At 72.3% G+C, this 23,539-nt stretch carries 25 protein-coding genes, 1 pseudogene and 1 riboswitch; of the genes and pseudogenes, 9 read left to right on the top strand and 17 right to left on the bottom strand.

Annotation, left to right across the window (positions count from 1 at the left end):
• Window positions 1-10 precede the first annotated feature (10 nt).
• Entirely contained in the window at window positions 11-550 is a 540-nt protein-coding gene (locus ABZY13_RS20840) for a TIGR00730 family Rossman fold protein (RefSeq protein WP_356632806.1), read from the bottom strand.
• Between the two features lie 51 nt (window positions 551-601).
• Between ABZY13_RS20840 and ABZY13_RS20835 the strand changes: the two genes are divergently transcribed.
• Window positions 602-925 (top strand): DUF427 domain-containing protein, encoded by a 324-nt coding sequence (locus tag ABZY13_RS20835; protein WP_356632804.1) that lies wholly within the window; start codon window positions 602-604, stop codon window positions 923-925.
• 73 nt (window positions 926-998) lie between these two features.
• Here ABZY13_RS20835 and mnmA read toward each other — a convergent pair whose 3' ends face one another.
• Window positions 999-2,129 carry a tRNA 2-thiouridine(34) synthase MnmA gene (mnmA, locus tag ABZY13_RS20830; protein WP_356632802.1) on the bottom strand — a complete coding sequence of 377 codons (1,131 nt, stop codon included), beginning with the start codon at window positions 2,127-2,129 and terminating at the stop codon, window positions 999-1,001.
• A 60-nt stretch (window positions 2,130-2,189) separates the two neighbouring features.
• Between mnmA and ABZY13_RS20825 the strand changes: the two genes are divergently transcribed.
• Complete coding sequence (locus tag ABZY13_RS20825) at window positions 2,190-2,852, top strand: N-acetylmuramoyl-L-alanine amidase (RefSeq protein ID WP_356632800.1); 663 nt, start codon at window positions 2,190-2,192, stop codon at window positions 2,850-2,852.
• Here the strand turns inward: ABZY13_RS20825 and ABZY13_RS20820 are convergent.
• The 4 genes from ABZY13_RS20820 to ABZY13_RS20805 all read right to left on the bottom strand — a co-directional run bounded on the left by ABZY13_RS20820 (window position 2,743) and on the right by ABZY13_RS20805 (window position 5,132).
• Window positions 2,743-3,213, bottom strand: a complete 471-nt coding sequence (locus ABZY13_RS20820; protein ID WP_356632798.1) for a DUF1304 family protein — start codon at window positions 3,211-3,213, stop codon at window positions 2,743-2,745. The two genes, ABZY13_RS20825 and ABZY13_RS20820, sit on opposite strands and share 110 nt — an antisense overlap.
• 105 nt (window positions 3,214-3,318) lie before the next feature.
• Window positions 3,319-4,488 carry a cysteine desulfurase family protein gene (locus tag ABZY13_RS20815; RefSeq protein ID WP_356632796.1) on the bottom strand — a complete coding sequence of 390 codons (1,170 nt, stop codon included), beginning with the start codon at window positions 4,486-4,488 and terminating at the stop codon, window positions 3,319-3,321.
• 126 nt (window positions 4,489-4,614) lie between these two features.
• Window positions 4,615-4,881, bottom strand: coding sequence for a DUF4190 domain-containing protein (locus ABZY13_RS20810; RefSeq protein WP_356632794.1), 267 nt, complete (start codon window positions 4,879-4,881; stop codon window positions 4,615-4,617).
• Between the two features lie 83 nt (window positions 4,882-4,964).
• Window positions 4,965-5,132, bottom strand: coding sequence for a hypothetical protein (locus ABZY13_RS20805; protein WP_356632792.1), 168 nt, complete (start codon window positions 5,130-5,132; stop codon window positions 4,965-4,967).
• A 174-nt stretch (window positions 5,133-5,306) separates the two neighbouring features.
• Here ABZY13_RS20805 and ABZY13_RS20800 point away from each other — a divergent pair, with 174 nt between their 5' ends.
• Window positions 5,307-5,933 (top strand): TetR family transcriptional regulator, encoded by a 627-nt coding sequence (locus ABZY13_RS20800; protein ID WP_356632790.1) that lies wholly within the window; start codon window positions 5,307-5,309, stop codon window positions 5,931-5,933.
• Between the two features lie 46 nt (window positions 5,934-5,979).
• On the opposite strand, the gene ABZY13_RS20795 is transcribed toward ABZY13_RS20800, so the two are convergent.
• The 10 genes and pseudogenes from ABZY13_RS20795 to ABZY13_RS20750 all read right to left on the bottom strand — a co-directional run bounded on the left by ABZY13_RS20795 (window position 5,980) and on the right by ABZY13_RS20750 (window position 16,706).
• A complete protein-coding gene (locus ABZY13_RS20795) occupies window positions 5,980-6,828 on the bottom strand; it encodes a thioesterase family protein (RefSeq protein ID WP_356632788.1) in 849 nt (282 codons plus the stop codon).
• A 25-nt stretch (window positions 6,829-6,853) separates the two neighbouring features.
• Window positions 6,854-7,560: pseudogene (locus tag ABZY13_RS20790) on the bottom strand (trimeric intracellular cation channel family protein).
• Between the two features lie 106 nt (window positions 7,561-7,666).
• Complete coding sequence (locus ABZY13_RS20785; protein WP_356632786.1) at window positions 7,667-8,821, bottom strand: oligopeptide/dipeptide ABC transporter ATP-binding protein; 1,155 nt, start codon at window positions 8,819-8,821, stop codon at window positions 7,667-7,669.
• Window positions 8,818-9,822, bottom strand: a complete 1,005-nt coding sequence (locus ABZY13_RS20780; RefSeq protein WP_356632784.1) for an ABC transporter ATP-binding protein — start codon at window positions 9,820-9,822, stop codon at window positions 8,818-8,820. Before ABZY13_RS20780 ends, ABZY13_RS20785 begins: the two co-directional genes overlap by 4 nt.
• Window positions 9,823-9,828: 6 nt before the next feature.
• Entirely contained in the window at window positions 9,829-10,785 is a 957-nt protein-coding gene (locus tag ABZY13_RS20775; protein WP_356632782.1) for an ABC transporter permease, read from the bottom strand.
• Between the two features lies 1 nt (window position 10,786).
• Window positions 10,787-11,791 carry an ABC transporter permease gene (locus tag ABZY13_RS20770; protein WP_356632780.1) on the bottom strand — a complete coding sequence of 335 codons (1,005 nt, stop codon included), beginning with the start codon at window positions 11,789-11,791 and terminating at the stop codon, window positions 10,787-10,789.
• Window positions 11,792-11,891: 100 nt separating this feature from the next.
• Window positions 11,892-13,559 (bottom strand): ABC transporter substrate-binding protein, encoded by a 1,668-nt coding sequence (locus ABZY13_RS20765; RefSeq protein WP_356632778.1) that lies wholly within the window; start codon window positions 13,557-13,559, stop codon window positions 11,892-11,894.
• Window positions 13,560-13,832: 273 nt separating this feature from the next.
• Window positions 13,833-14,621 (bottom strand): enhanced serine sensitivity protein SseB C-terminal domain-containing protein, encoded by a 789-nt coding sequence (locus tag ABZY13_RS20760; RefSeq protein ID WP_356632776.1) that lies wholly within the window; start codon window positions 14,619-14,621, stop codon window positions 13,833-13,835.
• 73 nt (window positions 14,622-14,694) lie between these two features.
• The gene (locus ABZY13_RS20755) at window positions 14,695-15,498 is read right to left on the bottom strand and encodes an enhanced serine sensitivity protein SseB (protein WP_356632774.1); all 804 of its coding nucleotides are present in this window, start codon (window positions 15,496-15,498) and stop codon (window positions 14,695-14,697) included.
• A gap of 545 nt (window positions 15,499-16,043) precedes the next feature.
• The gene (locus ABZY13_RS20750; protein ID WP_356632772.1) at window positions 16,044-16,706 is read right to left on the bottom strand and encodes an AAA family ATPase; all 663 of its coding nucleotides are present in this window, start codon (window positions 16,704-16,706) and stop codon (window positions 16,044-16,046) included.
• 180 nt (window positions 16,707-16,886) lie between these two features.
• A riboswitch (glycine riboswitch) is annotated at window positions 16,887-16,987 on the top strand.
• 188 nt (window positions 16,988-17,175) lie between these two features.
• Between ABZY13_RS20750 and gcvT the strand changes: the two genes are divergently transcribed.
• The 6 genes from gcvT to ABZY13_RS20720 all read left to right on the top strand — a co-directional run bounded on the left by gcvT (window position 17,176) and on the right by ABZY13_RS20720 (window position 22,764).
• Window positions 17,176-18,294, top strand: a complete 1,119-nt coding sequence (gene gcvT, locus ABZY13_RS20745) for a glycine cleavage system aminomethyltransferase GcvT (protein WP_356632770.1) — start codon at window positions 17,176-17,178, stop codon at window positions 18,292-18,294.
• 138 nt (window positions 18,295-18,432) lie between these two features.
• Window positions 18,433-18,810 (top strand): glycine cleavage system protein GcvH, encoded by a 378-nt coding sequence (gene gcvH / locus ABZY13_RS20740; protein ID WP_356632768.1) that lies wholly within the window; start codon window positions 18,433-18,435, stop codon window positions 18,808-18,810.
• 15 nt (window positions 18,811-18,825) lie between these two features.
• Window positions 18,826-20,088, top strand: coding sequence for a serine hydroxymethyltransferase (gene glyA / locus ABZY13_RS20735; RefSeq protein WP_356632766.1), 1,263 nt, complete (start codon window positions 18,826-18,828; stop codon window positions 20,086-20,088).
• A gap of 117 nt (window positions 20,089-20,205) precedes the next feature.
• Window positions 20,206-21,573 carry an L-serine ammonia-lyase gene (locus ABZY13_RS20730; protein ID WP_356632764.1) on the top strand — a complete coding sequence of 456 codons (1,368 nt, stop codon included), beginning with the start codon at window positions 20,206-20,208 and terminating at the stop codon, window positions 21,571-21,573.
• A gap of 46 nt (window positions 21,574-21,619) precedes the next feature.
• Window positions 21,620-22,120, top strand: coding sequence for a hypothetical protein (locus tag ABZY13_RS20725; protein WP_356632762.1), 501 nt, complete (start codon window positions 21,620-21,622; stop codon window positions 22,118-22,120).
• Window positions 22,121-22,206: 86 nt separating this feature from the next.
• Window positions 22,207-22,764: a glycoside hydrolase family 25 protein gene (locus tag ABZY13_RS20720; protein WP_356632760.1), complete on the top strand. Its 558-nt coding sequence runs from the start codon at window positions 22,207-22,209 to the stop codon at window positions 22,762-22,764.
• 19 nt (window positions 22,765-22,783) lie between these two features.
• Here the strand turns inward: ABZY13_RS20720 and ABZY13_RS20715 are convergent, their stop codons facing one another.
• Entirely contained in the window at window positions 22,784-23,476 is a 693-nt protein-coding gene (locus ABZY13_RS20715; RefSeq protein ID WP_356632758.1) for an NAD(P)-binding domain-containing protein, read from the bottom strand.
• Window positions 23,477-23,539 lie beyond the last annotated feature (63 nt).

Here is a 23,539-nt window from a genome sequence, read left to right as displayed (position 1 = left end):
TCACCCGGCGTCAGGCCACGCCCCGGCTCTCCTCCAGGTAGGCCAGCGCACCCACCGGCTCCTCGGCGAAGAAGACCAGGTCGGTGAGGGGGCGGGGCAGGAAGCCCTCGTCCTCCATGCGCCGGAACTGCTCCTTGAGGCCGTCGTAGAAGCCCTCGGTGTTGAGCACGACGACCGGCTTCTCGGTGTGGCCGTGCTTCTTCAGCTCCATGATCTCGGTGGCCTCGTCCAGGGTCCCGGTGCCGCCGACCATGACGACCACGGCGTCCGACTTCTCCAGCAGCAGGCGCTTGCGCTCCGCGAGGTCCCGCGCGACCACCATCTCGTCGGCGCCCTGGTAGGCCTTGTACGCCAGGAACTCCACCGAGACGCCGACGAGCCGCCCGCCCGCCTCCCGCACCCCGTCGGCGACGACCTTCATCAGACCGGCGGCGGACCCGCCCCACACCAGGGTGTGGCCGCCCTTGGCGAGGAGCTTGGCGAATTCGCGCGCGGGGCGCGTGTACCGCTCGTCGAGGTCGGCGGCGGAGAGGAAGACGCAGATGTTCATGCGATCACCGTACGCGGGAACAAGCGGCGTCCGTCACGCGCTTTTTCCGGCATGACCGAAGGACACACGATCACCATCGAGCAGGGCACGCGGCGCGTGCGGGTCGTCCGTGACGGGCAGGTGCTCGCGGACAGCTCACGGCCGCTCGTGCTGCGCGAGACGGGCTGTCCGGTGCGGTACTACCTTCCCGCCGAGGACGTCCGCACGGACCTGCTGACGCCCTCCGACACCCACACCCACTGCCCCTTCAAGGGCACCGCGTCCTACTGGTCGCTGCCGGACGCGCCCGACCTCGTCTGGTCCTACCCGGCGCCGAAGCCGGCGGTGGCACGGATCAAGGGCCACCTCTGCTTCTACGACGTCGAACCGGACTGACCCCCGCGCGCGGGCGGCGGCTCGGCCGGCCGCGCCGTCGACGCCTTGCCCCGCCCCTCGCGCGGACAGCCGTTCAGGCCACCCCGGCCGTCGCCCGCACCGTCGAGGCGATCGTCGCCGACCCCACCACGCGCGTGCCGTCGTACAGCACGATCGCCTGGCCGGGGGCGACCCCGCGGACGGGCTCGGCGAACTCCACGCGCAGTTCGCCGTCCACGAGCCGCGCGGTCACCGGCGTCTCGTCGCCGTGGGCGCGCAGCTGGGCGGTGTAGGCGCCGGGACCGGTGGGGGCCGTGCCGCACCAGCGGGGCCTGACCGCGGTCAGGGCGGTGACGTCGAGGGCGTCGGCCGGGCCGACCGTCACGGTGTTCGTGACCGGGGAGATGTCGAGGACGTAGCGGGGCTTGCCGTCGGGCGCCGGGGTGCCGATGCGCAGGCCCTTGCGCTGACCGATGGTGAAGCCGTAGGCGCCGTCGTGGGTGCCGAGGCGGTTGCCGGCCTCGTCCACGATGTCGCCCTCGGCCCTGCCGAGCCGCTTCGCGAGGAAGCCCTGGGTGTCGCCGTCGGCGATGAAGCAGATGTCGTGCGAGTCGGGCTTCTTGGCCACCGCGAGGCCCCGCCGCTCGGCCTCCGCGCGGATCTCGTCCTTGGTGGTGACGGTGTCGCCGAGCGGGAACATGGCGTGGGCGAGCTGCCGGTCGTCCAGCACGCCGAGGACGTAGGACTGGTCCTTGGCCATGTCGGAGGCGCGGTGCAGTTCGCGGGTGCCGTCGGGGCGGACGATCACCTTGGCGTAGTGGCCCGTGCACACGGCGTCGAAGCCGAGGGCGAGGGCCTTGTCCAGCAGGGCGGCGAACTTGATCTTCTCGTTGCAGCGCAGGCACGGATTCGGGGTGCGGCCCGCCTCGTACTCGGCGACGAAGTCCTCGACCACGTCCTCGCGGAAGCGGTCGGCGAGGTCCCAGACGTAGAACGGGATGCCGATGACGTCGGCGGCGCGGCGGGCGTCGCGGGAGTCCTCGATGGTGCAGCAGCCGCGCGCGCCCGTGCGGAAGGACTGGGGGTTCGCGGAGAGCGCCAGGTGGACGCCGGTGACGTCGTGGCCCGCCTCGGCGGCGCGGGCGGCGGCCACGGCGGAGTCGACCCCGCCGGACATGGCGGCGAGGACGCGGAGGGGGCGGGAGCGCTGCGGGGTGTCAGTCATAACGCATCCAGGGTACGGGGGCGCGGGAACCGGAGCCCGCGAGTATCCGTTCTCGGTCACATGGAGCAGAACAAGGGCGGCGCCGGCCCGCGGATCGGGCGGCGCGCGCTGATCGCCGGGGGCGCGGCGGCCGTGGCCGGCACGGGCGCGCTGCTGGCCCGCGACGAGCTGTCGCGGCTGTGGTGGCAGGTGCCCGGCGTGGACAAGCCGCGGGTGGCGGGCGCGGTGGACCACCGGGGCGCGCGCTGGGTGGGGGCCTCGCCGGCGAACTGGCGGATGGCGGACCGCCCGGCCGACTACGCGATAGACATGGTGGTCGTCCATGTCACCCAGGGCAGTTTCGACAGTGCGGTGAAGGTGTTCCAGGACCCGGAGCACGGCGCCGCGTCGCACTACGTGGTGCGCGGGGACGGCCACGTCACCCAGATGATCCGCGAGCTGGACGTGGCGTACCACGCGGGCAACCGGGACTACAACGAACGCAGCGTCGGCATCGAGCACGCCGGCTTCGTGGACCGCCCCCAGGACTTCACGGACGCGATGTACGCCGCGTCCGCGCGGCTGACGGCACGGATATGCCGGCGGTACGACATCCCGGTCGACCGCGAGCACATCATCGGGCACGTGGAGGTGCCGGGCACGGACCACACGGACCCGGGCCCGCACTGGGACTGGGACCGCTACCTGAAGCTCGTGCGGCGGGCGCGGACGGCCGTGGCGTGACGCGGCGGCCGGGCCGTGGCGTGGCTCGGCCGAGCGCGGCGGCGACGAGGGCGAGGGCCGGGGCGACGCCCCGGCCGAGGGCGCCCCGCCGCAGGCGCGGGAAGGACACGCCGACGACGGCGGACACGACGAGGAACGCGCACGGGCAGCCGACCGGTGTGCGGCCGACGGTGGTGTCCCCGGTGTGCGGGGCGACGACCCCGGCGACGAGGCCGAGGCCGAGCAGCATGTTGTGGACGGCGACGCCCGAACGCCACAGGGTGACCTCGGGGGCGTCCGCCGTGGACGTGGTGAGGAAGCGGCGGACCTCGGGACGGCCGTAGCGGAAGCGCTCCAGGATCCCGACCACGAGGTGGATCACGGTGGCGAGCAGCGCGAAGACCTGCGCGACGAGGTTCGCGTCCGGAGTGTTGGCCTCTGCCCGCTTCCCGGCAAGGCCGTACCCGGGCGCACGGGACCGGCGCCCTTACGTCAGCCCCGCCGCCCGAGCCCGTTCCGCCGCCGGTCCGATGGCCCTGGCGAGCGCCTCGACGTCGTCCGGGGTGGAGGTGTGGCCGAGGGAGAAGCGCAGGGTGCCGCGGGCCAGGTCGGGGTCGACGCCGGTGGCGAGGAGGACGTGGCTGGGCTGGGCGACGCCGGCGGTGCAGGCGGAACCGGTGGAGCACTCGATGCCCTGGGCGTCGAGGAGCAGCAGCAGGGAGTCGCCCTCGCAGCCGGGGAAGGTGAAGTGGGCGTTTGCCGGCAGCCGCCCCGCGGGGTCCGGGTCGCCGCCGAGGATGGCGTCGGGGACGGCCGCGCGGACCTTGGCGACCAGGTCGTCCCGCAGGGCGCCGATCTCCCGGGCGAACCGCTCCCGGTGCTCGGCGGCGTGCCGTCCGGCGACCGCGAAGGAGGCGATGGCGGGGACGTCGAGGGTGCCCGAGCGGACGTGGCGTTCCTGTCCGCCGCCGTGCAGCACCGGCACGGGGCTGTACTCGCGGCCGAGGAGCAGCGCGCCGATGCCGTACGGCCCGCCGATCTTGTGACCTGAGACGGTCATCGCGGCGAGGCCCGACCCGGCGAACCCGATCGGGAGCTGGCCGAAGGCCTGCACCGCGTCGGAGTGCAGCGGGACGCCGAACTCGGCGGCGACCTCGGCCAGTTCACGCACCGGCTGGACGGTCCCGATCTCGTTGTTGGCCCACATGACGGTGGCCAGGGCGACGTCGTCGGGGTCGCGGGCGACGGCCTCGCGCAGGGCCTCGGGGTGGACCCGGCCGTGGGAGTCGACGGGGAGGTACTCGACGGTGGCGCCCTCGTGCTCGCCGAGCCAGTGCACGGCGTCCAGGACGGCGTGGTGTTCGACGGGGCTGGCGAGGACGCGGGTGCGGGCCGGGTCGGCGTCGCGGCGGGCCCAGTACAGGCCCTTGACGGCGAGGTTGTCGGCCTCGGTGCCGCCGGAGGTGAAGACGATCTCGCTGGGCCGTGCGCCGAGGGCGTCCGCCAGGGTCTCGCGGGCTTCCTCGACGGCTCGCCGTGCGGCGCGGCCGGATGCGTGGAGGGAGGAGGCGTTGCCCGTGACGCCCAGGTGGGCGGTCAGGGCCTCTGCCGCCTCCGGGAGCATCGGGGTGGTCGCGGCGTGGTCGAGGTATGCCATGGTGCCGCCGATTCTACGGCTCCCGGCCCCGGCGCCCTCAGCCGCGTGGCCCACCGCGGCCGTCGCGACGGCGCCGCACCCCGCCGTGCCCGGTCGTGGCGCTCCGTCCGCCTCGCGAGCACGGGTCTAGAAACTCCAGGAGATCGTGCCGTCCGCTTGCACGAACGCCGCCAGGACGACCAGGTCGGCGATGCCCAGGCCCATGCCGAGCAAGGCGCGGCCACGGCGCCGGGTGCCGCGGCGCAGCGCGACGGCGGCCAGGGCGACGGCCGTCGGGCCGAGGAAGAGGTTGAGGACGAGCAGGCCCAGCAGGCCGAGGACGAAGGAGGCGACGGCCATCCCGTCGGCGTCGCGGATGCCGGTGCGGCGCGTGGCCGGTGCGGTCAGCTGCATGGTCCGTGCTCCCGTTCGCTGGTGCGGCGGTGGGTGCGTTCGTGAGGACGGCGTCGGCGGTCGTGCGTTCGCCGCCACGGCGGTCAGTGCGCGGGCGTCCGGCGACGGCGGCCGTGCCGTTCGCGCAGGGCGAAGACGGCGAGCCAGACGGCGATCACCGCGGCCAGGACGGCGGTGAAACCCAGCGGCGCGTGGGCGACGGTGCCCAGGACGACGCCGAGCAGGAGCAGTGCGGCGACGAGGAACAGCACGGAAATCGCATCCCTTCCGGTTGCCTCTCGGATCGGCCCGGCCGACCGGACGGCATCGACTCGGCCGGTCCGGCCGGCCGGACACTCTGCTGTGTACACACCTGTTCACTGACTTGTCAGTCCAAACAATCCGGCGGGTTCAGATTTCCGCAGAACGGTTGTTGACTGCATGGCATGAGTCACACCGTCGGCATCCGGCAGGCGCAGAAGGCGAAGACCCGGCGGGCGCTGCTGGACGCGGCGCTGGAGCTGCTGGAGGAGCAGAGTCTGAGCAGCCTGGGCCTGCGCGAGGTCACCCGTGCCGTGGGGGTCGCGCCGACCGCCTTCTACCGCCACTTCCGCTCCACGGCGGACCTCGGCGTGGCCCTGGTGGAGGAGTCGCTCGGCAGCCTCCACCCGCTGATCCGGTCGGCGGTGTCCACGACCGGCGACAGCGACGAACGCATCGCGCTCGCCGTGGAGTTGATCGCCCGCCAGGTGGAAGCACACCCCGCGCACATCCGTTTCCTCGCCCGTGAGCGGCACGGCGGCGTCCAGCCCGTGCGGGAGGCCATACGGGACCGGCTGGCCCGGTTCGCCGAGGAGGTGGGGGCCGCGCTGGCCGGGGACCCGCTGTCGCGGGGGTGGAGCGAGGACGACCTGGCGATGCTGGCGGGCCTCTACGTCGACCAGATGCTGGCGACCGCCTCGCTCCTCCTGGAGGCGCTCGACGCCCCGGAGGAGGAGCGCGGGCGGGTCATGCGGACGGCCGCGCGCCGACTGCGGCTGATCGCCGTCGGCCGGGAGCACTGGCTGGACTGATCCCCCGCCGGGCGGCGGGACGCTCGGCCCGACGGCGACGGAGCCCTCAGTCCGACAGCCGCACGCGTGCCAGCTGCCGGGACTGGGCGACGAGCCGGTCCTCGCTGTCCCAGACCTCGCCGTCCTCCTCCAGGAACCCGCCCGCGAGGTTGCGGGTGGTGATGGAGACGCACAGCGGGCCGGGGGCCGGGCGGCAGCGGACGTGGACGGTCAGCTCGACCGTCGGGACCCAGCCGCTCAGGCCCAGCTCGAAGGCGGTCGGCGGGAGGGCGTCCACCGCGAGGAGCAGCGAGAGGGGGTCGGCGTCGCGGCCGTCGGCGAGGCCGAACCAGGCGCGCATCTCGCCCTTGCCGGAGGGCGCGCCGAGCGCCCAGCCGAGGGTGGCCGGGTCCAGCTTGAGCATCAGCCGGTCGGTGATGGCGGAGCTGCCGGGCACGGGGGCCGGGGCGTCGGAGGGGCCGAAGCACTGTTCCACCGGCGGGATCGCGGGCGGCTTCGCGGTCGTGCGGACGTCGTCGGGCAGGGCGCCCAGGTCGCCGTAGGAGGCGAGGACGCGGATCCGTTCGACCTCGGCGCCCTGCTCGTCGTACTGGAAGAGCGAGGCCTGGCCGGTGGAGAGGGTGCGGCCGGTGCGGACGGTCTCGGTGCGCACGACCGCCGGGCCGGGCCGGGAGGCGGTGAGGTAGTGCGCGGAGATGGTGAACGGGTCCGGGTGCGGGAGCGCGTCCGCGAGGGCGCGGCCCAGGACGGCCAGCAGATAGCCGCCGTTCACGGCGTTGATGATGGTCCAGCCGGCGGACAGGTCGATGTCGTAGACCCCGTCCGCGCGCCGGGTGACGGCGGTGTCGCGGTCGAACTCGCTGTCGCCGATGGTCGCCTGGGATGCCTGAGCCATGGCGGTACGGTACAACAAACAACTACTAAGCGGTAGCTTTTTCCGATGGCCGGTCCAGCCGCTCCGCCCCCTCCGGCGTCTCCTCCCGCACCGTCGACCGCCGGTTCCAGGCGCGCGGTGCCCGCCAGTGGTAGCGCATCGCCAGCAGCCGCAGCACGAAGGCCGTGACGACCGCGAGCCCCGAGGTCACCGGCGTCAGGGCGTCGTGCTGGATGCACAGCGCGACCATGGCGGCGCCGACCATCGCGGGCACGGCGTACAGATCGCGGTCCCAGCGCAGCAGTGAGGGCACCTCGTTGGCGAGGACGTCGCGCAGCACCCCGCCGCCGACCGCGGTGGCGAGCCCGAGGGCGGCCGAGGCGGTCAGGCCGAGCCCGTGCTCGTAGGCCTTGGTCGTGCCCGAGACGCAGAACAGCCCGAGCCCGGCCGCGTCGAAGACGTTCACCCCCGACTGGATGCGCTCCACCTGCGGGTGCAGGAAGAAGACCAGGAGGGCGGCGAGGAGCGGGTGAGGAAGTACCCGAGGTCCGTGAACGCGGCCGGCGGCACGGCGCCGATGACCAGGTCGCGGAAGAGTCCCCCGCCGAGCGCGGTGACCTCGGCGAGCACGGCGATGCCGAAGACGTCGAAGTTCTTGCGGACGGCCAGCAGTGCGCCGGAGATCGCGAAGACGAAGATGCCGACCAGATCCAGGGTGTGCTGGACGGAAGGGCTGAACAATTGCTGGAGCACCAGAACATTGTGACGCGCCCCGGGGTGGACCTTACAAATCAAGGTCCACCCCGTGAGACGGTCGGCAAATCAAAGGCCGACCCAGAGGGTCACCACGAAGGGCCGACTAGCCGGCCTTCTCCGCCTCGGCCGCCTTGCCCGTCTCGGCCGCCTTCTCCGCCTCGGCCGCCTCGGCCGCCTTCCCCGCCGCGCCCACCGCCGCCGGCGCCGGATTGTCGTCCAGCCCCTCCCGCGCCGCCGGGACCACGTCCCCCGTCGTCCGCGTCAGCGTCCCCGCGGCGATCTCTGCGGCGTAGTGGCACGCCACCCGGTGTCCGCCGCCGACGTCGGTCAGCGCCGGCCGCTCGGTGGCGCACAGCGTCTCCTGCACCCACGGGCACCGGGTGTGGAACCGGCATCCGGCGGGCGGGTCGGCCGGCGAGGGCAGGTCGCCGGTGAGCAGGATGCGCTCGCGCCGGTCCTCGACCTCCGGGTCGGGCACGGGAACCGCCGACATCAGGGCCTTGGTGTAGGGGTGCCGCGGCTCCGCGTAGAGGGCGTCGCTCGGGGCCTCCTCCACCAGCGCGCCCAGGTACATCACGCCGATCACGTCGGAGATGTGCCGGACCACCGCGAGGTCGTGGGCGATGACCACGTAGGTCAGGCCCAGCTCCTCCTGCAGCTCCTCCAGCAGGTTGATCACCTGGGCCTGGATGGACACGTCCAGCGCGGACACCGGCTCGTCGCAGATGATCACGTCCGGCTCCAGGACCAGGGCGCGGGCGATGCCGATGCGCTGGCGCTGGCCGCCGGAGAACTCGTGCGGGTAGCGGGACAGCGCGTTGGACGGCAGCCCGACCTTGGCGAGGATCGCCTTGATCTTCTCGCGCCGCTCCTCCTGGGTGGCGCCGATGCCGTGGGCGATCATGCCCTCGGAGAGGATCGACTCGATGTTCTGCCGGGGGTTGAGGGAGCCCAGCGGGTCCTGGAAGACCATCTGGAGCCGGCGCCGGAAGCGGCGCATCTCCTCCTCGGGCAGCTTGGCCAGGTCGGTTCCGTCGAGCACGACGCCGCCCTCGGTGATGGGCACCAGGCGCAGCACCGCCCGCCCGAGGGTGGTCTTGCCGCAGCCCGACTCGCCCACCAGGCCGTAGGTCTGGCCGGCCTCGACCTTGAGGGAGACGCCGTCGACGGCGTGGACGTGGCCGACCGTGCGGTCGAAGAGGACGCCCTTCTTGACCGGGAAGTGGACCTTGACTCCGTCCAGTTCGAGCAGGCTCATGCGCGGACCTCCTCGGCCTTGGCGTCGTCGAGTACGGGGTGGACGCACCGCACCTGGTGTCCGGCCGCCCGGGGTGCGGCGAGCGGCGGGGTGCCGCCCAGGCAGTCCAGCTCGTAGCGGTCGCAGCGGGGCGCGAAGGCGCAGCCGTCGGCCCAGGCGATCCGGTCGTTGATGGAGCCCCGGACGGGGGTGAGCGGTTCGCCGCGCGGGGCGTCGAGCCGGGGGATGGAGCCCAGCAGCCCGTGCGCGTAGGGGTGGGTGGGGTGGGCGAACAGTTCGCGGCGCCCCGCGGACTCCACGACCTTGCCCGCGTAGAGCACGTTCACCTCGTCGCAGAGGCCGGCCACCACGCCCAGGTCGTGGGTGATCATCAGCAGGGCGGTGCCCTCCTGGTCGACCAGTTCCTTCAGCAGTTCCAGGATCTGCGCCTGGATGGTGACGTCGAGGGCCGTGGTGGGCTCGTCGGCGATCAGCAGGCCCGGCGCGCAGGCCACCGCCATGGCGATCAGCGCGCGCTGGCGCATGCCGCCGGACATCTGATGCGGGTACTCCTTGAGCCGCCGGGTGGGGTCGGGGATGCCGACCCGGTCCAGCAGGCTCGCCGCCTCCTTGCGGGCGGCCTCGCCCTTCAGGCCCCGGTGGCGCTCCAGGATCTCGGTGACCTGGACGCCGATCGGGACGACCGGGTTGAGGGAGGACAGCGGGTCCTGGAAGATCATCGCGATCCGGCGGCCCCGCAGGTCGCGCAGCGCCCTGCGGCTCATGGAGAGCAGGTCGGAGCCGTCGAAGTCGGCGCGGCCGGTGATCTCGACGCCCTTGGCCGGCAGGAGCCCCATCAGGGCGAGCGAGGTGACGGACTTGCCGCAGCCCGACTCGCCGACCAGCCCCACGACCTGGCCCTGGTCGACGGAGAACGAGACGCCGTCGACCGCCCGGGACTCCTTGCGGCCGTGCTGTCCGCCGAAGGTGACGGTCAGTTCGTCGACTGAGAGAAGTGGCATGGTGGTTCAGCCTCGCAGCTTCGGGTCGAGGGCTTCCCGCATGGCCTCGCCGAGCAGGGTGAAGCCGAGCGCGGTGATGATGATGCCGAGAGCCGGGTACACCGCCATCATCGGCGCGTTGTCGAAGAAGTCCTGGGCGCGCGCCAGCATGACGCCCCACTCGGGGACCGAGGGGTCGGGGTTGCCGAGCCCGAGGTAGGACAGGGCCGCCGCCTCGATGATGGCGGTGGCCAGCGAGAGGGTCGCCTGGACGATCACCGGGCTGAGCGAGTTCGGCATGATCTGCGTGACGACGATGCGGCGCCGGCGCACGCCCAGCGCCTGTGCGGCCAGCACGTAGTCGGCGCCGCCCTGCGCGAGCATCGAACCGCGCAGCAGGCGGGCGAAGATCGGCACCTGGACGACGCCGACGGCGATCATCACGGTGGTCAGGGACTGGCCCATGACGGCCGCGACGGACACGGCGAGCAGCAGCGAGGGCAGCGCCAGCATCATGTCGGTGACGCGCATGACGAAGGAGTCGAGTCGCTTGCCCTTGTCGCCGCCGAGGGTGGCCGCGGCACCGGAGAGGCCGCCGATGAGGAAGCCGACGACGAGTCCGATCATGGTGGAGACGACGCCGACGAGCAGGGTCTGCCGGGCGCCCACCAGCATCCGGGAGAACATGTCGCGGCCGAGGTGGTCCAGGCCCAGCCAGTTCTCGCCGCGGGGTCCGACGAACTTGCCCTGGTTGACGAGGACTTCGCTGCGCCAGGTCTGGGCGGTCGGCGAATGCGGGGCGATCCACGGGCCGACTATGGCCAGCAGCACGAAGACGGCGATGACGCCGGCCCCGATGATCGCCATCTTGCTGGTCCGCAGCCGCCGGTAGGCCTCTTTCCACAGGCTCGCGCCGGTCGTGCTCTCGTTGTGTGCGGTGAGCTCCGCGAGGCGCTGGATCTTCTCTGTCTTGGTGGTGCTCACGTCAGTGCACCCGCACTCTCGGGTCGATGAGGCTGTACGCCACGTCCACCAGCAGGTTGATCAGGACGTAGATGATCGCGATGAACATGATGAAACCGACGAGGACCGGGTAGTCGCGGTCGTCGATCGCCGTCCGGATGAAGGAGCCGATCCCGCCGAAGGAGAACACGGACTCGGTGAGCACGGCGCCGGACAGCAGCGAGCCGGTGAGCAGGCCGACCGCGGTGACGACCGGCAGCATGGCGTTGCGCAGCACGTGCCGCCCGCGCACCACGCTGCGGCGCAGTCCCTTGGACTCGGCGGTGCGGACGTAGTCCTCGCCGAGCACTTCGAGCACGCTGGCACGGGTCATGCGGACGATCACGGCGAGCGGGATGGATGCCAGGGTGATCGCGGGCAGCACCAGATGGTGGACCGCGTCCAGGGAGGCGTCGAACTCGCCGGTGAGCACGCCGTCGAGGACCGCGAAGCCGGTCACCTCGGTGGCGTCGATGCCGCTGTCCTGGCGGCCGTAGCTGGGGAAGAGGCCCAGTCCGACGGCGAAGACGTCCTTGAGGATCAGGGCGAGGAAGAACACCGGCACGCAGATGCCGACGAGCGAGCCGGAGACGGCGGTGACGTCGAGCCAGCCGCCGCGCTTGCGGGCGGCGAAGTAGCCGAGCGGCACGCCGATCACGATCGCGATGATCATCGCCGCGACGGACAGTTCGACGGTGGCCGGGAAGCGCAGCGTGAACTCGTCCCACACGGGCTGACCGGTCTGCACCGAGGTGCCCAGGTCGAGTTCGCCGATGCGCTTGAGGAAGCGCCAGTACTGGATGTGGAGGGGCTGGTCGAGCCCCAGTGCGCGGTTGATCCGTGCCACTTCGGCCTCGGTGGCCCGCTCCCCCAGGATCGCTGAGGCGGGTCCGCCGGGCAGCCGGTTGAGCCAGAGGAACAGCAGAACCGACAGGCCGAGCAGGGTGGGAATCAGCTGGAGCAGTCTTCGTACGACGAGACGCAGCACCCCGCATGCCCCTTTCTTACGTCAGTGACTTCAGCGAAGGGTCCGCCCGGCCGCCGAGTTGCAGCAGCCGGGCGGACCCGTGTGCGATGCCTGTCTCTACTTACTTGAAGGAGATCTCGGCGAAGTTCTCCTGCGTGAGCGGGGAGACCTTCGGCGGGTTCACGTTCTTGGCGAACGCGATCGCGGGCGGCGACGAGGAGACCGGGACGCCCGGCAGGTAGTCCATGATGACCTCGTTGGCCTTCTGGTAGGCGGCGGTGCGCCCCGCGGTGTCGGCGATCTTCGAGCCGGCGTTCACCGCGTCGAACAGCTCCTTGTTCTTGAAGCCCCACTGCTTGTCGTACTCGGCGAACCAGGTGCCGATGAAGTTGTAGCCGTCGTTGAAGTCACCGGTCCAGCCGAGCATGTGCAGGGCGCAGGAGCCGGCCTCGGTGGCGTCCAGGTAGTCCGGGGCCCACTTCATCGGCTTCGGGGTGACCGTGATGCCGGCCTTCTCCAGGTCGGCCTTCATCAGCTCGAACAGGTCCTGCGGCGAGGGCATGTACGGGCGGGTGACCTCGGTCGGGTAGCAGAACTCGATCTTGAGGCCGCTCTCGCCGGCGCTCTTGAGCAGCTGCTTGGCCTTGGCGGTGTCGTACGGGTACTGGGTGACGTTCTCGGAGTAGCCCGCCACCGTGTCCGGCATGAACTGGGTGGCCACCTTGCCGCCCTCGGGCAGCTGGGTCTTGACCAGGTTCTCGCGGTCGAGCGCGTGCGCGATGGCCTGGCGGACCTCCTTCTTCTTCAGCGCCGGGTTCTTCTCCTGGGTCATGCCCACGTAGAAGAGGTTGAAGACGCCACGGGTCGGGACCTGGAAGCCCTCGCCCTCGAGGGTCTTGACGTCGGCGGGCGCGACCAGGTCGTAGCCGTCGATGTCACCGGCCTGCAGCGCCTGACGGCGGCCGTCCTCGGTGTCGATGGTGCGGATGACCAGGTTCTTGACCTTGGCCTTCTCGCCCCAGTAGCCGTCGAAGGCCTCCAGGGAGACCTCCTTGTTGCCCTTGTTCCACTTGGTGATCCTGTACGGGCCGGTGCCGGCGACGAGGCCGGCCTCCTGGCTGTACTTGGGGTACGTGATGGCGTCGCCCTTGGCGGTCGCCTCCTGCTTCTCGTACTCCTTGAGGGCCTTCGGCGAGTGGATGGCCAGGGCCTGGAGGGAGAAGCCGCCGGGCAGGTTCGCGGAGGGCTTCTTGACCTCGATGACGGCGGTGTGCTCGTCCTTGGCGGTGCAGGACTTGTAGTTCGCCTCGGGGGTCTCGGGGTCCTCGTTCTTCGCGAAGCCGCCCATGATGGTCTGCCAGTAGTAGGAGACCGCGCTGGACTGGTAGGTGCCCGTCCAGTTGAACCAGTGGTCGTAGTTGGCGCACACGGCCGCGGCGTTGAAGGTCTCGCCGTCGTGGAACTTCACGCCCTTGCGGAGGTTGAAGGTCCAGACCGTGCCCTTGTCGTTGCTCTCCCAGGTCTCGGCCAGGCCGCCGACGAGCTTGCTGCCGCCCGACTCGTGCTCCAGCAGCGCCTCGAAGGCCTGCCGGGTGACGCGGAAGGTCTCGCCGTCGCTCGCGAGCGCCGGGTCGAGCGAGCTCGGGTCGCCGGGGGCGCCGAACACGAAGGTGTCCTTGTCCCCCTTCTGGTCTTCCTTGTCTCGCTCACTGGCGCAGCCGGTGGCGATCACACCGACCGCCAACGCGGCCGTGATCGCCCTGGCGGCACGGGATCTGAGTATGCGCATAGGGAGGCCACTCCGGGTTCCACTGTGGGGAAAGCACTGTTGACCGCCCGAACACTACAGACGCGGCCGGAAAACGAGAACAGTCCGCATAGCGGTGATACCTACCTGAGATTTGAACACTCGATAAATCGGAAGCTACCGGTACATCAAGGATGCGGAGGTTTAACATGCAGGACACGGCCGAAACTTGGCTGTTCACGAGGGCATGACGGGGACCCGCGCGGGGCGGGTGGACGCGTTCGCGGAGTGAGACGGAAGGGGTGGCGCGGGCGCTCAGTAGGCGCGCGCGGGCGGGTAGCCGTAGCCGCCGGCCGGGGCGGCGTGGGCCTCGCGGTCGTAGAACGGACGGGCGTTGGCACGCAGCCACATGGCGACCGGGTCGTGTTCGTCGGACATGGCGACGGTGGACACCGGCAGGCCGTCCGGGACGGCGCCGATGGACTGCTGCATCATCGCGCGCACGGAGTCCACGGCGGGCGGGGAGGTGTCGTACACGTCCAGGCCGATGGCCAGATACGGCGCTCCGAGGGCTGGCTGCACCCACGCGCGGCGCAGCGAGCGCACGGCCGGGGTGCGGTGGGCGTTCTGCGCGAGGAGGGCGTAGAACTGCGGGACCTCGACGGCGGGTTCGGACAGCCGCAGCGGGCCGGCGGGCTGGCGGTCCAAACCGGCGGCGATACGCCGCAGATCGAGCCAGGGGATGCCGACGCCGCCGCCGGGGGCGTGCGGATTCAGCCACAGTCCGTAGTGGTCGGGGTAGAGGGTGCGGGCCACGTCGAGGGCGTCGACCACCTCGTACGACCGGTTCCAGCCGCTGGCGGAGAGCTCCTGGGCGGAGGTGACGCAGGGCGCGTAGTGGTGGCCGCCGACCTCCATGTCGCCGTACTGGGCGTCGGGGGAACCGGCCTGGCCGTGCCACAGCAGCATCCAGACCTGGCCGACGGAGGGGGCGGCGAGGGCGCGCAGCAGCGCCTCGTAGGCGTCGTAGCGCCCCGGCGTCACCTGGCGCAGCATGTGCTCGACCTGGCCGGCCGCGGCGGTTCCCGTGCCGCTCGCGCTCACTTCTTACCGCCCCTTCGTCCCACGCCCGCTTTGAGCCGTGACCCTAGCTTAGGGCCTTGGCGACGAATCGACTTCAGCCGTTCTGCGGGAGAATTTGCGTATAGAAGGGGCGCACCCGCTCGCGCATCCAGTGGCCGACGGGGTCGTCCGTGACGTCCAGCAGGACCAGGTTCACCGGCCAGCGGACCGGGACCCGGCCGAGGGCGCGGCCGAGGGCGTCCAGCGGCAGGGCGCGCAGGTCGCCCTCCCAGGCGGTGAGTTCGACGCCGACGAACATCACGGGGTCGGCGGTCTCGATGGCGGCCAGGCAGCGGCGGGCGGTGCGGACCACGCCGATGCCCTCGAACTCGGCGGAGGCGGCGGAGAGGAAGTCGACCGGGTCGTCCTGCCAGTCCGGCTCGAACAGCCGGACCCGGCCGCCGCTCGCGGGCCCGTCCAGGGGGGTGCGCCCGGCCCGGCACAGTTCGGCCACCGCGGGCGGCGGCAGCGGGATCCCGACGACGCCGCCGGGGTTGACGGCGATGCCGGCCTGCGGGGGCAGTCCGCGCGCGAACTCGACGGCGGGGGCGATGGTGTACGACATGTGCGCGCCGACGACCTGGCGGAACTGCTCCTCGGAGCTGAACACGGGCACGTACGCCTGGCCGGCGATCTCCATGGTGGGCAGGTCCAGCGGGCCGCTGTCGGGTCCGCCGCCGTTGGGCAGCGGCACCCAGACGAAGCTGCGGCCGAGCACCTCGACGATCCGGGCGCCGGCCGTGGGGACGCCGAGGGACGCGGACAGCACCTCCTCCAGCTCGTTGCCGGGCCATCCGCCGTGCGGATGGGGGTGCGCCTGCGCCGGGATGTCCGCGGAGAAGTCCGCCGGGAAGTCCATCTGCCTACCGCCTGCCGAGAACTACTGGTCCGGCTGAAAGGCTACCGTCCGGCGGGCCGGGCCCCGGGCCCGCGACCCCCGGCGCCCACCGCCGGGAAGCCCCCGGCCACCGGCCACCGGCGCCGGGGGCCCGCCGTCACGAAGCCCCCGGTCGCAGACCCCCGGCGTCGGGCGCTGACCACCGCGGAGTTCTCGTGCCCCGGCCCCATTCCCGGCCATCGGGAAACTGCCCGGTCCAGACCCCGTCCCGGACACCGCGAAACCCCGGTCCGCGAACCTGCGCCGGCCGCCGTCGGTTCCCGGACCCGCCCCGGCGACCGTGGAACGCCCGCTCCCGGCCCCGCCCCGGCCATCGCGCGGCCGGCCGTGCGCGGCCCGGCCCGGCGAGCGCGCCCCGGCCCAGCGAGCGCGCCCCGGCCCGGCGAGCACGGCCCGGCCCCGGTATACGCGATACGGCCCCGGTATACGCGGCACGGCCCGGCGTGCGACCGCGAACAGCCCGGTGGCGGACGCCGCGATTCCCGGTTCCGCCCGGGCCCCCGTCCTCAGCCCGTGAACCCGATCCGGCGCAGCGTGTTCGCCGCGTCACGGTCGAGGAGGACCGCCGAGACGCAGCCGGGCGGCAGGGCGCCCCGTTCGACTCGGGCGAGGAGGCGGGCGGCGACGCGGCGGTGGCGGCGGAAGGCGTAGCGGGACACGCCCCGGCCGCGCTCGCGCTGCCCGGCCAGCGCCTGCTCGGGGGTGACGTCGAGGAACAGCAGGTGCAGCGTGCCGCCCCGGCGGCGGGCCTCGCGGGCCAGCCAGGCGCGCACCCAGGCCTGGGTGCCGCAGTCGTGGACGACGATGCCCTCGCCGGTGCGCAGGGCGCGGCGCAGCCCGGCGTAGTGGGCGAGGCGCACCAGCGGGCGGTAGAGCCCGTACGGCAGGAAGCCGGGCATGCGGCGGTCCCAGCGGTCGCGGGTGTCCTGGGAGTCGATGCGGACCGCCTTGACGGTCCGGCGCATCAGGGTGGACTTGCCGCTGCCGGGCAGACCGGTGACCACGACCAGGTCGCCGGGACCGAAGAGCAGTGCGTGCGGGCTGCGTCCGGCCCGCTCGCGCAGGTCGCGGACGACCGGCGCGGGGACGCACGCCTCCCCCGCGGACGCGGCGGGCTGCCGGGGCAGCGCGACGGGCGAGCCGGCGGCGTAGGCCGTGGTCCTGTTCACCGTGATCGTCCTCCCCTGGGGCGGTTCACGAGTTCCCGTCCCCGTCGAGTGTAAAGAGAAGGTAATCCGCGGTGTCTCGTGTTTTCGTACTCGTGGTGCCACAGCACGGTTACAGATCGCAGCCTGCCGCGAACCGGCGATGCGTGCAATGATGTGCGCGCCAACTGCATACCGGCCGTTTGAATCCGCGCGGGAGAGTTCCCAGCCGCCACCGGCGCTGGGACGCCGAAGGAGCAAGTCCCTCCCTTGAATCTCTCAGGCACCGTTACCGCACGGGCGAGGCACATCTGAAAAGCGGGCCGCCGCCGTGCGCGGTGGTCCCACCCAAGGTGCAAGCCAGTGACCGGTCACGGTCATGGCGAACCTCTCAGGTTCCGATGACAGATGGGGAGGAACGACCTCGCCCTCCCCCATGCTCGAATGAGCTCGCACGGGAGGTCCCCCCATCGCCCCGGGAGACATCCGTCCGATGAGCAGTTCCGTACCCCGTCGCACCGCCCTCGACGCCCTGCACCGCGAACTGGGCGCGACCATGACCGATTTCGCCGGCTGGGACATGCCCCTGCGCTACGGCTCCGAGCGCGACGAGCACCTCGCGGTGCGCACCCGCGCCGGTCTGTTCGACCTCTCCCACATGGGCGAGATCACGGTCACCGGCCCCGGCGCCGCCGCCCTGCTGAACTTCGCCCTGGTCGGCGACCTCGCCTCCGTCGGCGTCGGCCGCGCCCGCTACACGATGATCTGCCGGGCCGACGGCGGCATTCTCGACGACCTGATCGTCTACCGCCTCGCCGAGGCCGAGTTCATGGTCGTCGCCAACGCCTCCAACGCCCAGGTCGTGCTGGACGCCCTCACCGAGCGCGCCGCCGGCTTCGACGCCGAGGTGCGCGACGACCGGGACGCCTACGCGCTGATCGCCGTGCAGGGCCCCGAGTCCCCCGGCATCCTCAAGGCGCTGACCGACGCCGATCTCGACGGCCTGAAGTACTACGCCGGACTGCCCGGCACGGTCGCGGGCGTCCCGGCGCTGATCGCGCGCACCGGCTACACCGGCGAGGACGGCTTCGAGCTGTTCGTGCGCCCCGGGCACGCCGTCGCCCTGTGGCAGGCGCTGACCGAGGCCGGTCGGGGCGCCGGCCTGGTCCCCTGCGGGCTGTCCTGCCGTGACACGCTGCGCCTAGAGGCGGGCATGCCGCTGTACGGGCACGAGCTGACCACCGCGCTCACCCCCTTCGACGCCGGTCTCGGCCGGGTGGTGAAGTTCGGCAAGGAGGGCGACTTCGTCGGGCGCGAGGCGTTGCTGGCGGCCGCCGCCCGCGCCGAGGAGAACCCGCCGCGGGTCCTGGTCGGCCTGGTCGCCGAGGGCCGCCGGGTGCCGCGCGCCGGGTACGCCGTGGTCGCGGGCGGCGAGGTGATCGGCGAGGTCACCTCCGGCGCGCCCTCGCCGACGCTGGGCCGGCCGATCGCCATGGCGTACGTCGACCCCGCGCACGCGGCGCCGGGCACGCCCGGTGTCGGCGTGGACATCCGGGGCAGTCACGAGCCGTACGAGGTCGTGGCGCTGCCGTTCCACAAGCGCCGGAAGTAACACTTGAGGCGTGGTCCGCATGTGCCGGTCCGCACAGGCCGGTCCGCATGCGACTCCGCCCGCCTTCACCCTGCTCAGCAGCGGTTTCCGCAGTCCCCCGTTCATCCGCAGTCCCACGCGTACAGGAGAATCCAGGCCATGAGCAACCCCCAGCAGCTGCGCTACAGCAAGGAGCACGAGTGGCTGTCGGCCGCCGAGGACGGCGTCGCGACGGTCGGCATCACCGCGTTCGCGGCGAACGCGCTCGGCGACGTCGTCTACGCCCAGCTCCCCGACGTGGGCTCCACGGTCGCCGCGGGCGAGACCTGCGGTGAGCTGGAGTCGACCAAGTCGGTCAGCGAACTGTATTCCCCCGTCGCCGGCGAGGTCACCGAGATCAACGAGGACGTGGTCAACGACCCGTCGCTGGTGAACTCCGCGCCCTTCGAGGGCGGCTGGCTGTTCAAGGTGCGCGTCGCGGAGGAGCCGGCCGACCTGCTCTCCGCCGACGAGTACGACGCCCACATCGCCGGCTGAGGAGCCAACGCCGACATGTCGCTTCTGAACACCCCCCTGCACGAGCTGGACCCGGACGTCGCCGCCGCCGTCGACGCCGAGCTGCGCCGCCAGCAGTCCACCCTCGAGATGATCGCCTCCGAGAACTTCGCCCCGGTCGCGGTCATGGAGGCCCAGGGCTCGGTCCTCACCAACAAGTACGCCGAGGGCTACCCGGGCCGCCGCTACTACGGCGGCTGCGAGCACGTCGACGTGGTCGAGCAGATCGCCATCGACCGGGTCAAGGAGCTGTTCGGCGCCGAGCACGCCAACGTGCAGCCGCACTCCGGCGCGCAGGCCAACGCCGCCGCGATGTTCGCGCTGCTCAAGCCCGGCGACACGATCATGGGCCTGAACCTCGCGCACGGCGGGCACCTGACCCACGGCATGAAGATCAACTTCTCCGGCAAGCTCTACGACGTGGTCGCGTACCACGTCGGTGACGACGGCCGCGTGGACATGGCCGAGGTGGAGCGCCTCGCCAAGGAGTCCCGGCCCCGGCTGATCGTCGCGGGCTGGTCGGCGTACCCGCGGCAGCTGGACTTCGCCGCGTTCCGCCGGATCGCCGACGAGGTCGGCGCGTATCTGATGGTCGACATGGCGCACTTCGCCGGTCTGGTCGCGGCGGGCCTGCACCCCAACCCGGTGCCGCACGCCCACGTCGTGACGACGACCACCCACAAGACGCTGGGCGGCCCCCGCGGCGGCGTGATCCTGTCCACGGCCGAGCTGGCCAAGAAGATCAACTCCGCGGTCTTCCCCGGCCAGCAGGGCGGTCCGCTGGAGCACGTCGTCGCGGCGAAGGCGGTCGCCTTCAAGGTCGCGGCGAGCGAGGACTTCAAGGAGCGCCAGCGCCGCACGCTGGAGGGCGCCCGGATCATCGCCGAGCGCCTGGTGCGCGAGGACGTCGCCGGGCACGGCGTCTCCGTCCTGTCCGGCGGCACGGACGTGCACCTGGTCCTGGTCGACCTGCGCGACTCCGAGCTGGACGGGCAGCAGGCCGAGGACCGGCTCCACGAGGTCGGCATCACGGTCAACCGCAACGCCGTCCCGAACGACCCGCGCCCGCCCATGGTGACGTCCGGTCTGCGCATCGGGACGCCCGCCCTGGCCACCCGCGGCTTCACGGCCGACGACTTCGCCGAGGTCGCGGACGTGATCGCGGAGGCGCTCAAGCCGTCGTACGACGCGCAGACCCTCAAGGCGCGGGTGACGGCCCTCGCCGACAAGCACCCGCTCTACCCCGGCCTCGGCGGCTGACCGCCGGGCAGCCGGACGTTCCCGCGGTGAGGCGCCCCACCGGGCGCCTCACCCCGGCGGCGCACACCACCCCCGTGCACCGCCGCCCCCGCACCACCCCGCCCCTGAGGAGTCCCCGTGGCCATCTCGGTCTTCGACCTGTTCTCGATCGGCATCGGCCCGTCCAGCTCGCACACGGTCGGACCCATGCGCGCGGCCCGCATGTTCGCCCGCCGCCTGCGCGGCGAAGGGCTCCTGGACGCCGTCTCCTCCGTCCGCGCGGAGCTGTACGGCTCCCTCGGCGCGACCGGCCACGGCCACGGCACCCCCAAGGCGGTGCTGCTCGGCCTGGAGGGCGACTCGCCGCGCACGGTGGACGTCGAGACGGCGGACGAACGCGTCGAGGCGATCCGCTCCGCCGGCCGCCTCCGCCTCCTCGGCGCCCACGACATCGCCTTCTCCTACGACGACGACCTCGTCCTGCACCGCCGCAAGACCCTCCCGTACCACGCCAACGGCATGACCCTGTGGGCGTACGACGCCTCGGGCGCGGAACTGCTGTCGAAGACGTACTACTCGGTGGGCGGCGGTTTCGTCGTCGACGAGGACGCGGTCGGCGCGGACCGCATCAAGCTGGACGACACGGTGCTGAAGTACCCCTTCCGCACCGGCGACGAACTGCTGCGCCTGACCCGCGAGACCGGTCTGTCCATCTCCTCCCTGATGCTGGAGAACGAGCGCGCCTGGCGCACCGAGGACGAGATCCGCGCGGGCCTGCTGGAGATCTGGCGGGTGATGCGGGAGTGCGTGGCGCGCGGCATGTCCCGCGAGGGCATCCTGCCGGGCGGCCTGCGCGTGCGCCGCCGGGCCGCCATGACCGCGCGCCAGCTGCGCGCCGAGGGCGACCCCCTGGCGCACGCGATGGAGTGGATCACGCTCTACGCGATGGCGGTGAACGAGGAGAACGCCGCCGGCGGCCGGGTGGTCACCGCCCCGACCAACGGCGCGGCCGGCATCATCCCGGCGGTCCTGCACTACTACCTCGACTTCGTGCCCGGCGCCGACGAGGACGGCGTGGTCCGCTTCCTGCTCGCCGCCGGCGCGATCGGCATGCTCTTCAAGGAGAACGCCTCCATCTCCGGGGCCGAGGTCGGCTGCCAGGGCGAGGTCGGCTCGGCCTGCTCGATGGCGGCGGGCGCGCTGGCCGAGGTGCTGGGCGGCACGCCCGAACAGGTCGAGAACGCGGCCGAGATCGGCATGGAGCACAATCTCGGCCTCACCTGCGACCCGGTCGGCGGCCTGGTCCAGATCCCCTGCATCGAGCGCAACGGCATGGCCGCGGTCAAGGCGGTGACCGCGGCCCGCATGGCCATGCGCGGCGACGGCTCGCACAAGGTCTCCCTGGACAAGGTCATCAAGACGATGAAGGAGACCGGCGCGGACATGAGCGTGAAGTACAAGGAGACGGCGCGCGGCGGGCTCGCGGTGAACATCATCGAGTGCTGAGCCGTCGCCGGGAGGGGTCCCGCCCGGGGTGTGGTCGTATGGCGCCATGATGCGCAGCACCCCGCCCGTCGTTCTCGCCGCCGTCCTCCTGGCCGCTCTCACGTCGTGCTCCCGGGACTCCTCGAACTCCCCGGCAGGCGCGGACGGTTCCACCCGTCGTCCCAGTGCTTCCGCCCCGCCCACGTCCGCCCCTCCCGCGCCGACCCCCACCCCGTCGCCCTCCCCGACCGGGCCGTGCGCCGACGGGGCGTGCGAGATCGAGGTCGGCGTGGGGGACGTCGTCAACGTGCCGGTGCGGTACGGCCTCGGGCCGATCGAGGTGAAGAGGATCACCGGCGGGACGGTCGAGATGACCGCGCCGCTGACGGGGTCGGGCTACAGCGTCTCGGGCTGTTCCGGCGGCGGCGGGGTGTCGTCGGCGGGCGGTGGCGGCGTCGGGCTGCGCTGTTCGCGGGGGACCGTGGCGACCCTCAACGACGTCATGAGCCTGGAGGTCGTCGGGACCCGCGGCGCCACCGCCGTGCTGCGCATCGAGCCCGCGGGCTGACAGGCGGCCGGCGCCCGGCCGCGTCGGCGCCGCCGATACGGGGCATACATCAACGCACGGCCCGTTTCGTCCCTTTGGGAGTGTCCATGCTCCGCGGCATTGACGTCAGTTCCTTCCAGTCCAGCACCTACGGCACCGAGGGCCTCTCCTTCGTCTTCGTCAAGGCGACGGAGGGACGCACCTACGTGAACCCGAAGCTCGCCGCACAGACCGAGCGGGCCCGCGACGCCGGGCTGGTCGTCGGCTTCTATCACTTCCTGTGGCCCGGGAACCTCACCGCGCAGGCGGAGTTCTTCGTGAGCAAGGCCCCGGACCGCCCGGGCGACATCCTGGCCGTCGACTGGGAGACGACCAGCGACGGCACCCACGCCTCCAACTCCGAGAAGGACCGTTTCATCCGGAAGGTGAAGGAACTCCGGCCGGACAATCGGGTCGTCCTGTACTGCAATCGGCACTTTTGGCTGAACATCGACACGACGTCGTACGCCGGCGACGGCCTGTGGATCGCCGACTACGTCACCGCGGGCAAGCCCCGGATCAAGGCGAAGTGGCGCTTCCACCAGTACACGGACGACCCGGTGGACAAGAACGTCGCCGGCTTCTCCAGCAAGGAGGCCCTGCGGGAGTGGGCCGGCGACGCCTGACCCGGACGGGTGCGGCGGGTCAGCCGCGGAACTCCGGCGTGCGCTCCGGGGACGCCGCCGCCAGCGCCTTGGTCACGCCGTCCACGCCCTCGCGCAGTCCGTACACCGGCGTGGCCGGCTGCTGGCGCCAGCTGTCGTCGATGCCGCCCGCGTCGACCGTGTCGAAGCCCAGTTCGTCGATGAGCGCCCGCACCTTGGCCTTGGCGGCCTCGTCGTCGCCGGCCACCGGGAGGGCGATGCGCTCGGGGTCGCCGGCCGGGCGGGGGCGGTCGAGGATGTCCTGGGCGTAGGTGCCGTTGAAGGCCTTGATCACCGGGTGGCCGATGCGGCGCTCGGTCCAGCGGCTCTCGGTGATGCCCCCGTCCTCGATCTCGGCGATCCGGCCGTCGCGCTCGCGCGGGTAGTAGTTGCCGGTGTCGATCACCGCGACGCCCTCGGCCGCCCCGTCCAGCAGCCCGGCGGGCAGGTCCGGGACCGCCTTGACCGGGACGGTGACGACGACGATCTCCGCGCCCCGCGCCGCCTCTTCGACCCGGACCGGCGTCGCGCCGGTCTCCTCGGCGAGCGCGGTCAGGGTCTCGGGACCGCGCGAGTTGGCGACGGAGACGTCGTGCCCGAGGGCGGTGAGCCGCCGGGTGAGGTTGCCGCCGATGTTGCCCGCGCCGATGATGCCGATCTTCATGTCCGACCCCTTCATTGAATGCACATGCATACGTCTGTCAGGGTGCGTCAACTCCGGGGGTCGTCCCGCTATTCCGGGCGCGCGACATTCATG

This window comes from Streptomyces sp. NPDC006610, assembly GCF_040611575.1.
Taxonomy (GTDB): domain Bacteria; phylum Actinomycetota; class Actinomycetes; order Streptomycetales; family Streptomycetaceae; genus Streptomyces.
This window is presented reverse-complemented; position numbering and strand designations above follow the sequence as displayed.